Genomic DNA, 13065 nt, shown 5'->3' with positions numbered 1-13065 from the left:
TCGCCTGCCTGTTCACGCCGGACTTGTTGGCGCTCTCGTTGGCAGGGCGGCTGCTGCCCACTGCCGTTCGCCCCGCTGTGCGTGTGGTGCCTAACGGAGATCCGCACTGCCCATCTGACCCGGCTCGCCTCGGAGCTACCCCCTGCCTGGGCACGCCGGACGGATCGGCGCACCGGACCTCGGCCTCCCACGGCCGCGCCTTCTCGGCGACCCGCACTGCCTGCTGCTGCTCAGTTATCCACAATCTCGTCGGTTGTCCACAGCCTTCGGGTTGATCTGTTTTCACAGCTCAACCCCGGTAGGCTGGCATCGAGGGCCGCCCCCGGGAGGGTGGGGGTCGCCCTTGGGTGGGGTGGGGGGTGTGTGTCAAGCAGTGGGGGTTGGGTTCGCTCGATTGTGTTGGGTGGGTGGACTGCTGGGGGGTGTTCGTGTGGGCGTTACGGGGCTTTGTGGGGCGGTGTGGTGGGTGGGGAGTTCGACGGCGGCGGTGGAGTTGAGGTTGTCCCGGGGCACCGAATGAGTGGATGAGGTCGAGCCGGCGGTTGAGGAGGGTGGCCATCGCCTCCGGGGGGCGATGAGGACATTGAGGTGCGGGGGCCTGTGGGTCGGTGGGGAGGGCTGGGATCGGGCGGCGGGGGCTTTGAGCAGGTGGCCGGGGGGACAGGGGTGTGAATGGGGGCAGCAGCGGGTCGATCTTGGTGGCGTCTATGAGGGGTGTTCAAGCGCAGTACGGTCGTTGACATGGATGTTTTTGTGGTCGACGCGTTCACCGACGAGCCGTTCAAGGGGAATCCGGCGGGGGTTGTGCTGTTGACCGAGGACCGGCCCGCGGCGTGGATGCAGGCGGTGGCGGCGGAGATGCGGCACTCGGAGACCGCGTTCGTGGATGTGCGGGGTGTGGATCCGATTCCGTTGCGGTGGTTCACCCCGGTCGCGGAGGTGGATCTGTGTGGGCATGCGACGTTGGCGGCGGCGCATGTGCTGGGTGGGGATCGGCGGTTTCAGACCCGCGGTGGCGTGCTGTCGTGTTCCGCTAAAGACGGCGGTGTGGAACTGGACTTTCCGGCCGATGATCTGCAGCCGGTTGAGCCGCCCAAGGAGTTGGTGGCGGGGTTGCCGGGAGTGACCGTGCTGGAGGCTCGCCGTGGGCGGGAGGACTTCCTCGTCCGGGTTGCCTCGGCCGACGAGGTTCGGGCGGTCCGTCCTGATCTCTCTGTGTTCGCACGGGAGTCCGCCAGAGGGGTGATTGTCACCGCACCCGGTGATCGTGGGGCTGACTTCGTGAGCCGCTGTTTCTACCCGGCTGTCGGCATCGACGAGGACCCGGTGACCGGGTCGGCGCATTGCACGCTCGCGGTCTACTGGGGGCGGGAACTCACGCGGTCTTCACTGGTGGGCGCCCAACTGTCGGCGCGCGGCGGGATTGTCCGGGTGGTGCTCGACGGTGACCGGGTGCGGTTGACCGGCCGGGCGGTGACGATCTTGACCGGGCGGTTGGGCTGCTGACCGACCGCTGAACCCGGTGTCCGCGCGTAACTAGCACACGTGCCTTGATCGCCTGATCGGGGTACAGTCAGCGGGCCGTCGGGGCCCCCGCACGCGTGGGGCGTGCAGCAGGGCCACCCACCGGCCGTCGGAGGAGGTTGCATGTCGGACCACCCTGGCGCGGCCGAGCAGGAGCGGGTGGCCGCGCAGTGGCAGACCGAGGACCAGGGTCCGGATCGCCGGTTCCTCGCCTTCTCCGTCCTCGTCCTGGTGTCCGCGGTGACCGCGGCGGCGCTGGTGTCCTGGTGGCTGCCCTCGCCCGCCACCCCGCGGGTGGTCGTCACCGGTCTGCTGCTGGCGCTGGGTTTCCTGCTCGCCGAGCAGCTCGCGATCAACATCGACGTCCGCAGCGGCGTCTCCTGGTCCATCTCGTTCTGCGAGATCCCGCTGGTGATCGGGCTGTTCGTCGCCCCGTTCGAGGTCGTGTTGGCCGCGCACCTGCTGGCCGGGGTCGGCACGCTGCTGGTCCGCCGGGTGCAGGACCGCATCCTCTACAACGCAGGCGCGATGGTCTTCGAGATCACCAGCGCGTTCGCCGTCGCCAAGTGGGTCAACGACGCGTTGGCGGGCATCGGGCCCGCCTGGGCGGGCGTGCTGGCGGGCGCACTGGTCGCGCCGCTGTCGAGCACCCTGCTGGCACTGGTCTGCGTCCGCGTCCTCGGTCGGACGATGCGGCTCAACGCCGCCGTCCGGCTGGTGCTGCGGACCCTGGTGCTGGGCCTGGTCAACGCCTCGATGGGGGTCGTCGGCTACCAGGTCGTCGTGCACGCCGAGGCGGGCTGGCCGCTGCTGGTCCTGGCGCTGGCGGGCCTGTCCGCCCTCTACCTCGCCTACTCCGGTCTGCTGCGCGAACAGCGCGACCTGGAGGCGCTGTCCGAGATCAGCCTCATCGTCGCCCGCTCCGGGCACCAGGCCGCGGCCAAGCCGTCGCTGGGCCGCACCGAACCCAACGACCTGGCCGAGATCGCGGACAGCGACGAGTGGCAGACCATCGCCGACCGGATCAAGGACCAGTTGGGTGCCGCCCGGGTCGTGCTCCGGCTCCGCTTCGAACCCCAACTGCCGCTGCACACCGTCGTCTCCGGTGACGACCTCCCGCCCGACGTGCGCGACGTCGAGGCCACCGGCTCCCGCGCCGACGCCCTGCTCCGGCTGCCCGGCTCGCACGTCCGGCACTTCCGCCGCGGCGACGCCACCCCGGACATCCGGCACGCCCTGCTCCGCCGCGCCGCCGACGAGGTGCTGATCGTCCCGCTGCGCAGCGCGAGCCACCTGCTCGGCGTCGTCGAGGCGCACGACAAGCTCTCCCGCTGGCGCGGCTTCGGCCAAGCCGACCACCGGCTCATCGGCACCATGGCCAGTCACCTCGCCACCGCGATGGACAACCGGCGGCTGCTGGCCACCCTCCGCCACGACGCCTACCACGACCCGCTGACCAACCTGCTCAACCGGCCGGGATTCCGCCGCGCCGCCGGGGAACCGCTGCGCAAACACCCCGACTCAGTGGTCCTGCGGATCGACCTCGACGTGCTGTCCACTGTTAGCGACGCCCTCGGCTACGCCTGGAGCGACCGCATGGTCGTCGCCGCCGGACGCCGCCTGCGCGACGCGCTCGGCCCGGACGTCGCGCTCGCCCGGCTGGAAGGCGGCCAGTTCGCCGCCCTGCTGGTCGACGCCACCACCGACGAGGCCCACCTGATCGCCGAACGGCTGCGCGCCGAACTCGCCGCGCCGTACCCGGTCGACCGGCTCACCGTCGAGGCCAACTCCGTCGTCGGCTACTCCACCCCGCGTTCCGGCGACGGCGACCAGCCCGAGTCCGACGTCGACGCCCTGCTGCAACGCGCCGATGTCGCCCTGCGCGCCGCCCGCTCCAGCGGCGACACGGTCAAGGCCTACCTGCCCACCATGGGCCAGATCTTCCTGCGCCGCTTCCAACTGGTCACCCAGTTCCGGCACGCGCTGGAAACCGGCCAGGTCAAGGTGCACTACCAGCCCAAGGTCGCCCTGCCCAGCCGCCAGGTCCTCGGCGTCGAGGCCCTCGTCCGCTGGCGCCACCCCGAGTTCGGCCGCCTCGACCCCGACGAGTTCGTGCCCGCCGTCGAGGCGGCGGGCCTGGTCGACGCGCTCACCGGGTTCGTGATGGACCAGGCGCTGATCCGGGTCCGCAAGTGGATGGACCGCGGCCTGCGCATCGCCGCCGCCGTCAACCTCTCGGTCCGCAGCCTCGACGACCCCAACTTCCCGCAGCGCGTCGCCGCCGCGCTCGACCGGCACGGCGTCCCGCCGGAACTGCTGACCCTGGAACTCACCGAGTCCGGCGTCATGGCCGACCCGCAACGCGCCCTGCCCGTGCTGCGCGCGCTGCACACCCTCGGCGTGGTGCTGGCGGTCGACGACTTCGGCACCGGCTACTCGTCGCTGGCCTACCTCCGCCAGCTCCCGGTGGACGAGGTGAAGATCGACAAGAGCTTCGTGCTGGGTATGGGCACCGACCTCGGCGACCTCGCCGTCGTCCGCTCGATCGTCGAGCTCGGCCACTCCCTCGGCCTCACCGTCGTCGCCGAGGGCGTCGAGGACGACGCCGCCCGCGACCAGCTCGCGGGCATGGGCTGCGACGTCGCCCAGGGCTACTTGATCTCCCGGCCGCTCTCCGAGAGCCGCCTGGAAGCTTGGCTGCAGGCCAGAACGACGCAGGCCAGAGGGCTGCGCGACGAGATGGTGCTCACCCTGCTCGCGTGATCGACCCCCCGTTTTGGAACTGCACCACGAGCTGTGTAAAGTACTCCACGTCCCCAGGGACACGGCCCCTTTAGCTCAGTCGGCAGAGCGTCTCCATGGTAAGGAGAAGGTCTACGGTTCGATTCCGTAAAGGGGCTCGGCAGTTCGGCCGCGAGACACCGGGAACGACAGCGGTGTGGCGCGGCCTGAACCATGTCATAGCGGTGTAGCTCAGTCGGTAGAGCAAGCGGCTCATAATCGCTGTGTCGCCGGTTCAAGTCCGGCCACCGCTACGCGATAGGCGACGTGTGTTGGCGGAAGGCGCCAACCAAGTCGCTCCGTCATTGTCCTGGGGGTCAAACCCCCAGACCCCAGCCGGGGGCAAGCCCCCGGACCCCCGCCGGGGGGCCTTGGCTTCTCGGGTACCTCGGTTGATCTTTCGAAGGGCTGGTTGTTGTGGCTTCTACTGACGTGCGGCCGAAGATCACGCTGGCGTGTGAGAGCTGCAAGCACCGCAACTACATCACCAAGAAGAACCGGCGCAACGACCCGGACCGCATCGAGCTGAAGAAGTTCTGCCCGAACTGCGGTTCGCACAAGCTGCACAAGGAGACCCGCTAGTCGGGTCCGCGCCCACCCGGCCGGGTGGGCGCCGGGTGCGTGGAGGCCATCTCGTCGTCGTGCGGGGTGGCCTTTGTGCTGTCTTGGGTTGGGTAGGGTTGCCGCGTGGCGCTGGAGCAGGGGTTTGTGGGGCGGGAGTACCCGCCGGACTCGGTGTACGTGGTGGGCCGGGAGAAGATCCGGGAGTTCGCCGAGGCGATCGGGGATCTACGGGCGGAGTACCTGGACGTCGAGGCCGCTCGGGCCTTGGGGTACGCCGACGTGGTCGCGCCGCCGACGTTCACCACGATCGTGAACCTGGCGGCGATCAACAAGATCGTGAACGACCCCGAGCTGGGGCTGGACTACAGCCGGATGGTGCACGGGGACCAGAGCTTCACCTTCCACCAGCCCGTCGTCGCGGGTGATCGGCTGGCGTTGACGACGACGGTGGAGAGCATCTCCCGGCGGGCGGGGAACGACTTCATCACGCTCAGGGCCGAGATCCGCACCGAGGACGGCGAACCGAGGGTCACCACGCGGGCGTTGCTGGTCGTGCGGGACACGGACGAGGAGCAGGGCTGATGGGCGTGCAGGTGGGCGACGCGCTGCCGGTGTTGCGGGTGCGGATCACCCGGGCCGACCTGGTGAAGTACGCGGGGGCGGCGCTGGACTTCAACCCGATCCACTGGAACGAGGCGTTCGCCAGGGGCGTCGGGCTGCCGGACGTCATCGGGCACGGGATGTTGACCATGGCCCTGGCCGGGCGCGTGGTGACCGACTGGGGCATGGGCGCGCTGGTGGACTACACCGCGCGGTTCACCCGGCCGGTCGTGGTGCCCAACGACGACGAGGGCGCGCTGGTCGAGCTGTCCGGCAAGGTCGGCGCGGTGAACGACGACGGGACGATCCGGGTCGACCTGTCCGCGAAGTTCGAGGGTCGGGCGGTGCTGGGCAAGGCGATCGCGGTGGTGCGGCCGTAAGGGCTCGCCCGGGGCTGGTTTAGATTCCGGGTGTGGCAGCTAACGACCTCATCTCCTTCGCCCGCGGTGCCCCCTCCATCGACATCATCGACGTCGACGGACTGAAGATCGCCGCGGACGCCGCACTGTCCAAGGACCCCGGCGCCGCGCTCGGCTACGGCACCGCGGTCGGTTACCCCCCGCTGCGCAAGCTGCTCGCCGAGCAGCACGGCGTCACCGAGAACCAGGTGCTGGTCACCAACGGGTCGATGCAGGCGGACGCGTTCCTGTTCGACCAGCTCGTCGTCGCCGGTCGGCCGGTGGTGGTCGAGCGGCCGACCTACGACCGCACCCTGCTCGGCCTGCGCCAGCGCCAGGCCGACGTGCGCCCGGTCTCGCTGCAGGTCGACGGCATCGACACCGAGGAGCTCGCGGGGTTGCTGGAGGGTGGGCTGCGGCCGACCTTCGCGCACATCATCCCGAACTTCCAGAACCCGGCCGGGTACACGCTGAGCCTGGCCAAGCGCGAGCGGCTGCTGGAGCTGGCCGAGCGGTACGACTTCCTGATCTTCGAGGACGACCCGTACGTCAAGATCCGGTTCGCTGGCGAGTCGCTGCCGACCATGCTGGAACTCGACGGCGGCCGCGGCCGGGTGGTCTACGCCAGCTCGTACTCCAAGACGGTCGCGCCGGGCACCCGGGTCGGCTACCTGGTCGGTCCGGCCGACCTGGTCGACAAGATCCGGGTGGCGGCGACCAACACCTACATCTCGCCGAACATGCTGGCCCAGGCGATCGTCCACCAGTTCAGCATCGGCGGCCGGTTCACCGACGCGGTCGGCAACGTCAACGCCGCGCTGGCCGAGCGGGTCCGCGTGCTGTGCGACTCGCTGGCCAGGCACCTGCCCGAGGCGAAGTTCACCGCCCCCGAGGGCGGCTACTTCATGTGGGTCGAACTGCCGGAGACGGTGGACGTGGCCAAGCTGCTGCCCGCCGCGGAGGAGCGCGGGGTGACCTTCGTGAAGGGCACCGACTTCCTCCTCGACGGCGGCCACTCGACCATGCGCCTCGCCTTCTCCGGGGTCCGCGCCGACGAGATCGACGAGGGCATCGCCCGACTCGCCGCCGCCGTCCGGTCGCTGGACGCCTGAAGATCGGTCCGGCCGGTTCGCCGTGATCTCCATCACCGCGGCGAACCGGCAGGTCAGGGCCGTGATCGGGACTCGATTTCGGCGCCGGGAAGCGGGTACCGTATGCTTCCGTGCTTGGAACGCCTCGACAGTCCCCATGCGTCGTTCGGTGGGGATAGTGGAGTGCGTCCGAACGTGGTCCACCGGGTAGAGTCGGTGGGGTGCGAAGGGGTGTAGCTCAATTGGCAGAGCAGCGGTCTCCAAAACCGCAGGTTGCAGGTTCGATTCCTGTCGCCCCTGCGTTTGTCGTCCGGTCCGGCTGACCCCGCGCCGGGCCGGGTAAACCCACCGAGCGGAGGAATGGCGTGGCCGAGGACCAGGAGCCGGAAGCCGGGCAGGAACGCCCGTCGCGTCCGTCCACCGCCGCCGCCCGGCGAGAGCGCCGTGGCACGGCTCGCCCGGCCGCCCGCGAGGACGCCGAGACCAAGCCCGCGGCGCGCGGCAAGTCGCCCGCCGCGAAGGCCAAATCCGATGCCACCCCGGCCGCGGACCGCAAGGGCCGCCCGACACCGGCCAGGGACCGCAAGGAGAGCCGCGGCTCGATCTTCGGCCGGTTCGCCCGGTTCCTCCGCGAGGTCGTGTCCGAGCTGCGCAAGGTCATCTGGCCGACCCGCAAGCAGATGCTGACCTACACCGCGGTGGTGCTGGTGTTCGTGGCCTTCATGGTCGCGCTGGTCGCCGGCCTGGACGTTGCCCTGGGCAAGGGCGTGTTCTGGCTGTTCGGCTGAGTTCGGCGCCGAGCAGGCCGCGCGCCACACGAAAGGAAGCGAGACCAACTGTGACCTCCGAGAACGGCGTGCCCGACGGGAGCGAAGCGAGCGACCTCTCCGAGGACCACGCCGAGCACACCGACGAGGTCATCTCCCAGGTCGACCCCGAGCAGGACGAGCAGGCGGAGTCCGAGCAGGACGGCGCGGCCGAAGCCGCGGGCGAGACCGAGGACGAGGACGACGCGGCCGACCAGGCCCCGATCGACGCCCCACCCGCCGACCCGGTGGCCGAGATGCGCGCCGCGCTGCGCTCGGCCCCCGGCGACTGGTACGTGGTGCACTCGTACGCGGGCTACGAGAACAAGGTCAAGACCAACCTGGAGACCCGCATCCAGACCCTCGACCAGGAGGACTTCATCTTCCAGGTCGAGGTGCCGACCGAAGAGGTCACCGAGATCAAGAACGGCCAGCGCAAGCAGGTGCAGCGCAAGGTGCTGCCCGGCTACATCCTGGTCCGGATGGAGCTCACCGACTCCTCCTGGTCGGCGGTGCGCAACACCCCCGGGGTCACCGGGTTCGTCGGCGCGACCTCCAAGCCGTCGCCGCTGACCATCGACGAGGTGCTCAAGTTCCTCCTGCCCCAGGTGGAGGAGGCCAAGCCCGCGGCGGCCAAGGGTGGCGCGGGCGGCACGTCGGGCCGCGGCACGACGGTCGAGGTGGACTTCGAGGTCGGCGAGTCGGTCACCGTCATGGACGGCCCGTTCGCGACCCTGCCCGCCACGATCAGCGAGGTCAACGCGGACGGGCAGAAGCTCAAGGTCCTGGTGTCGATCTTCGGTCGGGAAACCCCGGTCGAGCTGTCGTTCAACCAGGTCTCCAAGATCTGACCGGTCCGAGCGATCGGGCCGGGCAGACATACCGGGACGCGGCCATTCGTCCTGGGTATGTCCACCGCGGCGCCGTGCGCGCCGCACACCGGAAGCACTAAGGAAGCACGAGATGCCCCCCAAGAAGAAGAAGCTCGCGGCGATCATCAAGCTGCAGATCACCGCGGGCCAGGCGAACCCGGCGCCGCCGGTCGGCCCCGCGCTCGGCCAGCACGGCGTCAACATCATGGAGTTCTGCAAGGCGTACAACGCCGCGACCGAGGCCCAGCGCGGGACCGTCATCCCGGTCGAGATCTCCGTGTACGAAGACCGCTCGTTCGACTTCAAGCTGAAGACCCCGCCCGCCGCGAAGCTGCTGCTCAAGGCCGCCGGTGTCGCCAAGGGTTCGGCTGAGCCGCACCGCCTCAAGGTCGCCAAGGTGACCTGGGACCAGGTGCGCGAGATCGCCGAGACCAAGAAGACCGACCTCAACGCCGTCGACATCGAGCAGGCCGCGAAGATCATCGCGGGCACCGCACGGTCGATGGGCATCACGGTCGAATAAGACCCCAGCACCACGTGGGAGGGCCACGCGCTGGCCCGCACCACAACTGATCCGCGCGCGGCGGGTCCGCTTCCCGACCGGCCGCACACACACTTCGTAAGGAACAGCAATGGCAAAGCGCAGCAAGGCCTACCGGCAGGCCGCCGAGCTGATCGACCGCGAGCGGCTCTACACCCCGCTCGAGGCCGCCAAGCTCGCCCAGGAGACCTCCAAGGTCAAGCTGGACGCGACCGTCGAGGTCGCCATCCGGCTCGGCGTCGACCCGCGCAAGGCCGACCAGATGGTCCGCGGCACCGTCAACCTGCCGCACGGCACCGGCAAGACCGCCCGCGTCATCGTCTTCGCCACCGGCGACAAGGCCGCCGAGGCCGAGGCCGCCGGTGCCGACGCGGTCGGCTCCGAAGACCTGATCGAGCGCATCCAGGGCGGCTGGCTCGAGTTCGACGCCGCGATCGCCACCCCGGACCAGATGGCCAAGGTCGGTCGGATCGCCCGCATCCTCGGCCCGCGCGGCCTGATGCCCAACCCGAAGACCGGCACGGTGACCCCCGACGTCACCAAGGCGATCAACGAGATCAAGGGCGGCAAGATCAACTTCCGGGTGGACAAGCAGTCCAACCTGCACCTGGTGATCGGCAAGGTCTCCTTCGACCAGGCCAAGCTGGTCGAGAACTACGCGGCCGCCCTGGACGAGGTGCTGCGGGCCAAGCCGTCCGCCGCCAAGGGCCGCTACCTGAAGAAGGTCACCTTCTCCACCACCATGGGCCCCGGCATCCCGGTCGACCCGGCGAAGCTGCGGAACCTCCTCGAAGAGGACGCCACCCCGGCTTCCTGACTGTAGCTCGGAAAACGGCCCCCACCGCGGTGGGGGCCGTTTCTCATTGCCGGGCCTTCTTCTTGCCCCGGTCCAACAACTCCAACAACGTCACGCACACCACGACCGCCGCCCCCGCCACGATCCACCACAACGGCCCCGGCAACCGCAATGGAAGCGCCAACATCGGCTCCCACCCGAACACCTTCGACACGAACGGCAACACGCCCTCGTAGATCCCGGCCAGGAACACGACCGCCTGCAGCCCGTCATACCCCCGCTCATCCATACCGAGCACGGTAGGCAACGGCGGACTGCGATCGAGTCATGCCGTGGTCTGGGCTTCCCGTCCACCTTCTGGCTTAGTCACCCTGACAGGTGATCCGCTCGACTTCAGGTGATCACCGGTTTGCCCGTTCCCCTCGAGTGCCTTGCTTACGGAGTCGCCGGATTCCGCGCCCGCGGCGAGCACCTCTTCGCGTGTCGGCACCTGGCCGGTCACCTCGGGAACGAGCAGGAGTCCCGCTGTTCGGAGTCGTTCACGGCTCGCGCGCCGACTGTCACCCGCGTCCAAGACGCTGGTCAGTGCATCGTCCACGGTGTAGTGGTAGCAGTCGGTCGCTCGGTCAGTTCTTCGGGCACGGGTCGGGTTCGGCGTCGTGGTGGCTGATGGTCCACTGGTCGGCGCGGGAGCCGGGGATGATGTGCAGGGTGAAGCGGCCGAGGTGGGGGCCGCTGGTGACCTGCATGGCGCACGAGCTGATCACGACGGTGCCGTCGGCGCGGGGGGCGAGGTCCATGGTGACCGGGAACCGGGGTTCCGCGTAGTCGTTGACGTGGGTGACCTCGGCGTGCAGGCGTTGGATGGCGGTGGGGCAGTCGGGGGCGTTGAAGTGGCGGGCGAACTGGTCCTCGACCTCTTGCGTCTCGAAGCGGGTGCACGCGTCGGGGAGGACGTCCTGGGCGACGTTGTCGTAGAGGGCGCGGACGGCTTCTTTCGGCGATGTCGCGAACAGGACTGTGCGGTGGGTTTTGCCGCCGCCAGTTTGGGAGGCGGGGAGGTCCGGGTCGGGGCCGCCGAAGAAGTGCTGGTACGTCCAGGAGATCGCCAAGATCACCACGAGCAGGAAGGCCAGCCTGCGGAACCAGCGGTGCAGCAGGATCCGCAGCCACCGTGGGCGCGGTCTGCGCGGCGGGTTGGCGCGCTGGAACTCCTGGAACCGTTGGAACTCCTGGAACTGCCGCCACTGCTCCTGGTCCGGCGGCAGCGGCGCCGGTCCGGGGTGGACCGGCGGCGGGCCGGGCTGGATCGGGGGCGGCGCGGCGGGCGGGTGGCTCGGCCGGAGCGCGGGCGGTCCGGCGTGCTGGTCGGGGTCCGGCGGCTCGTGATCGACCATGGCACACATCATGCCGTGTCCGTCGACCCCGGTTTGGAGCCCGCGCCGACCCGGGCGTACGCTTGTCCCCGGTTCACCGAAGACCGCTGGTCCCTCCCGTGCGAACGGGAGGCGAAGGTCCCACCGAGATGTGGGCGGCCCGCGCAGGAGGACACGGATCAACCGGGTGGCTCGCGCCGCCCGCCACGCCCCGTGCCGTTCTGCGCCGGGGCGTTTCTCGTCTCCTGGGTCGGCCTGCGACCGAACACGAGAGGAGGCGACCCATGGCGAAGCCCGACAAGGTGAGTGCAGTCGCCGAGATCGCGGACAAGTTCCGTTCCAGCTCGGCCACCGTCATCACCGAGTACACCGGTCTCTCCGTGGCCCAGCTCACCACGCTGCGTCGCGCTCTCGGCTCTGGCACGACCTACCGCGTCGCGAAGAACACCCTGGTCCAGTTGGCCGCCGCTGACGCGGGGGTCCAGGGCCTGGACAGCCTGTTCGTCGGCCCGACCGCGATCGCCTTCGTCGAGGGCGAGCCGGTTGACGCCGCGAAGGCGCTGCGTGACTTCGCGAAGGACAACAAGGGTCTGGTCATCAAGGGCGGCTACATGGAAGGCCGCCCGCTCACCGTCGCCGAGGTCGACCAGATCGCCGACCTCGACAGCCGTGAGGTGCTGCTCGCCAAGTTGGCGGGCGCGATGAAGGGCAACCTCGCCAAGGCCGCCGGGCTGTTCAACGCCCCGGCCTCGCAGATCGCCCGCCTTGCCGCGGCCCTGCAGGAGAAGCGCGCCGCCGAGGGCGGCGCGCCCGCCGAGGACGCCGCAGCCGAGAGCTGAAGTACCCACCCGGAAGATCCGCGCCCGCTAGCCCGGGTGTGTCAGTGAAAGGAACGCCACCATGGCGAAGCTCAGCACCGACGAGCTGCTCGACGCGTTCAAGGAGATGACCCTCCTCGAGCTGTCCGGCTTCGTGAAGCAGTTCGAGGAGACCTTCGAGGTCACCGCCGCCGCCCCGGTCGCCGTCGCCGCCGTCGCGGGTGCCCCGGCCGCCGCCGAGGCCGTCGAGGAGCAGGACGAGTTCGACGTCGTCCTGGAGTCCGCCGGGGACAAGAAGATCCAGGTCATCAAGGTCGTCCGCGAGATCGTCTCCGGCCTTGGCCTGAAGGAGGCCAAGGAGCTGGTCGAGGCCGCCCCGAAGGCCGTCCTGGAGAAGGTCGCCAAGGAGGCCGCCGAGGCCGCCAAGGAGAAGCTCGAGGCCGCGGGCGCCAAGGTCGCCGTCAAGTAGTTCGCTTTCCCGCGAGGCCCGACACCCGGTGTGGTGTCGGGCCTCGCGGCGTTTCCGGCCTGCCGGGTTGCGGTTCGGGATCCGCCTTGCGCGAGCCGGGTTGTCCACAGGCCGGTGGGTTGTCCACAGGGAGCGCCGTGGGTCGGTTGTGGTGGTGGTGGGGCGGTAGACTGGCTTCGGGGACGCCCCCCGGGATGGGTGGGGGCCGCCCGGGACCCGTATGGGGGTGGCGCGGGGGCGTCAATCGCTGGATTGGGTGGTTGGTGGCGGCGCGGCGTCGGCCGGTCGTGTCCGGCCGGGGTGGTCGGGGTTGTCCACAAGCTGGTGGGTGTCCACAGGGAACGTCGTGGGTCGGTTGTGGTGGTGGTGGGGCGGTAGACTGGCTTCGGGGACGCCCCCCGGGATGGGTGGGGGCCGCCCGGGACCCGT

14 protein-coding genes and 3 tRNA genes are annotated in these 13065 nt (G+C 69.9%); 15 read left to right on the top strand and 2 right to left on the bottom strand.

What is annotated here, in order from left to right; all coding sequences use genetic code 11:
- Positions 1-741: 741 nt before the first annotated feature.
- From H504_RS0129605 to rplA, 13 genes are all read left to right on the top strand, one after another.
- On the top strand, positions 742-1506 hold the full coding sequence (locus H504_RS0129605; protein ID WP_026425747.1) for a PhzF family phenazine biosynthesis protein: 765 nt from the start codon (positions 742-744) through the stop codon (positions 1504-1506).
- Between the two features lie 141 nt (positions 1507-1647).
- Complete coding sequence (locus H504_RS0129600; RefSeq protein WP_026425746.1) at positions 1648-4287, top strand: putative bifunctional diguanylate cyclase/phosphodiesterase; 2640 nt, start codon at positions 1648-1650, stop codon at positions 4285-4287.
- Positions 4288-4351: 64 nt separating this feature from the next.
- A tRNA-Thr gene (locus H504_RS0129595) sits at positions 4352-4424 on the top strand.
- A gap of 62 nt (positions 4425-4486) precedes the next feature.
- Positions 4487-4559 (top strand) — tRNA-Met (locus H504_RS0129590).
- A gap of 163 nt (positions 4560-4722) precedes the next feature.
- On the top strand, positions 4723-4887 hold the full coding sequence (gene rpmG, locus H504_RS0129585) for a 50S ribosomal protein L33 (RefSeq protein WP_026425745.1): 165 nt from the start codon (positions 4723-4725) through the stop codon (positions 4885-4887).
- 105 nt (positions 4888-4992) lie between these two features.
- Positions 4993-5451, top strand: a complete 459-nt coding sequence (locus tag H504_RS0129580; protein ID WP_026425744.1) for a MaoC family dehydratase N-terminal domain-containing protein — start codon at positions 4993-4995, stop codon at positions 5449-5451.
- Positions 5451-5849, top strand: coding sequence for a MaoC/PaaZ C-terminal domain-containing protein (locus H504_RS0129575; protein WP_051386393.1), 399 nt, complete (start codon positions 5451-5453; stop codon positions 5847-5849). The genes H504_RS0129580 and H504_RS0129575 overlap by 1 nt, the downstream gene beginning before the upstream one ends.
- A gap of 32 nt (positions 5850-5881) precedes the next feature.
- Positions 5882-6979, top strand: a complete 1098-nt coding sequence (locus H504_RS0129570) for an aminotransferase-like domain-containing protein (protein ID WP_026425742.1) — start codon at positions 5882-5884, stop codon at positions 6977-6979.
- Between the two features lie 206 nt (positions 6980-7185).
- Positions 7186-7258: transfer RNA gene (locus tag H504_RS0129565), tRNA-Trp, on the top strand.
- Positions 7259-7323: 65 nt separating this feature from the next.
- Entirely contained in the window at positions 7324-7746 is a 423-nt protein-coding gene (secE, locus tag H504_RS0129560) for a preprotein translocase subunit SecE (RefSeq protein ID WP_026425741.1), read from the top strand.
- A 50-nt stretch (positions 7747-7796) separates the two neighbouring features.
- Positions 7797-8615: a transcription termination/antitermination protein NusG gene (gene nusG / locus H504_RS0129555; protein ID WP_026425740.1), complete on the top strand. Its 819-nt coding sequence runs from the start codon at positions 7797-7799 to the stop codon at positions 8613-8615.
- 112 nt (positions 8616-8727) lie between these two features.
- Positions 8728-9159: a 50S ribosomal protein L11 gene (gene rplK, locus H504_RS0129550; protein WP_026425739.1), complete on the top strand. Its 432-nt coding sequence runs from the start codon at positions 8728-8730 to the stop codon at positions 9157-9159.
- A 109-nt stretch (positions 9160-9268) separates the two neighbouring features.
- Complete coding sequence (gene rplA / locus H504_RS0129545) at positions 9269-9994, top strand: 50S ribosomal protein L1 (RefSeq protein ID WP_026425738.1); 726 nt, start codon at positions 9269-9271, stop codon at positions 9992-9994.
- Between the two features lie 43 nt (positions 9995-10037).
- Here rplA and H504_RS0129540 read toward each other — a convergent pair whose 3' ends face one another.
- Together H504_RS0129540 and H504_RS39125 are read right to left on the bottom strand one after the other, a co-directional pair.
- Complete coding sequence (locus H504_RS0129540) at positions 10038-10262, bottom strand: hypothetical protein (protein ID WP_026425737.1); 225 nt, start codon at positions 10260-10262, stop codon at positions 10038-10040.
- A 337-nt stretch (positions 10263-10599) separates the two neighbouring features.
- Positions 10600-11370, bottom strand: a complete 771-nt coding sequence (locus H504_RS39125; protein WP_051386392.1) for a hypothetical protein — start codon at positions 11368-11370, stop codon at positions 10600-10602.
- Between the two features lie 263 nt (positions 11371-11633).
- Between H504_RS39125 and rplJ the strand changes: the two genes are divergently transcribed.
- Positions 11634-12188: a 50S ribosomal protein L10 gene (rplJ, locus tag H504_RS0129530; protein WP_026425736.1), complete on the top strand. Its 555-nt coding sequence runs from the start codon at positions 11634-11636 to the stop codon at positions 12186-12188.
- 61 nt (positions 12189-12249) lie between these two features.
- Positions 12250-12636 (top strand): 50S ribosomal protein L7/L12, encoded by a 387-nt coding sequence (rplL, locus tag H504_RS0129525; RefSeq protein WP_026425735.1) that lies wholly within the window; start codon positions 12250-12252, stop codon positions 12634-12636.
- Positions 12637-13065 lie beyond the last annotated feature (429 nt).

Origin of the sequence: Actinokineospora inagensis DSM 44258, from assembly GCF_000482865.1 — a bacterium.
Classification (GTDB): Bacteria; Actinomycetota; Actinomycetes; order Mycobacteriales; family Pseudonocardiaceae; genus Actinokineospora; species Actinokineospora inagensis.
The sequence above is the reverse complement of the archived record's forward strand: the minus strand, read 5'-3'. Positions and strand labels throughout refer to the sequence as shown.

Coding starts and splice junctions, on each gene's coding strand:
- H504_RS0129605 (WP_026425747.1), top strand. CDS start 742: ATGGATGTTTTTGTGGTCGACGCGTTCACCGACGAGCCGTTCAAGGGG.
- H504_RS0129600 (WP_026425746.1), top strand. CDS start 1,648: ATGTCGGACCACCCTGGCGCGGCCGAGCAGGAGCGGGTGGCCGCGCAG.
- H504_RS0129575 (WP_051386393.1), top strand. CDS start 5,451: ATGGGCGTGCAGGTGGGCGACGCGCTGCCGGTGTTGCGGGTGCGGATC.
- rplK (WP_026425739.1), top strand. CDS start 8,728: ATGCCCCCCAAGAAGAAGAAGCTCGCGGCGATCATCAAGCTGCAGATC.
- rplA (WP_026425738.1), top strand. CDS start 9,269: ATGGCAAAGCGCAGCAAGGCCTACCGGCAGGCCGCCGAGCTGATCGAC.
- H504_RS0129540 (WP_026425737.1), bottom strand. CDS start 10,262: ATGGATGAGCGGGGGTATGACGGGCTGCAGGCGGTCGTGTTCCTGGCC.
- H504_RS39125 (WP_051386392.1), bottom strand. CDS start 11,370: ATGGTCGATCACGAGCCGCCGGACCCCGACCAGCACGCCGGACCGCCC.
- rplJ (WP_026425736.1), top strand. CDS start 11,634: ATGGCGAAGCCCGACAAGGTGAGTGCAGTCGCCGAGATCGCGGACAAG.
- rplL (WP_026425735.1), top strand. CDS start 12,250: ATGGCGAAGCTCAGCACCGACGAGCTGCTCGACGCGTTCAAGGAGATG.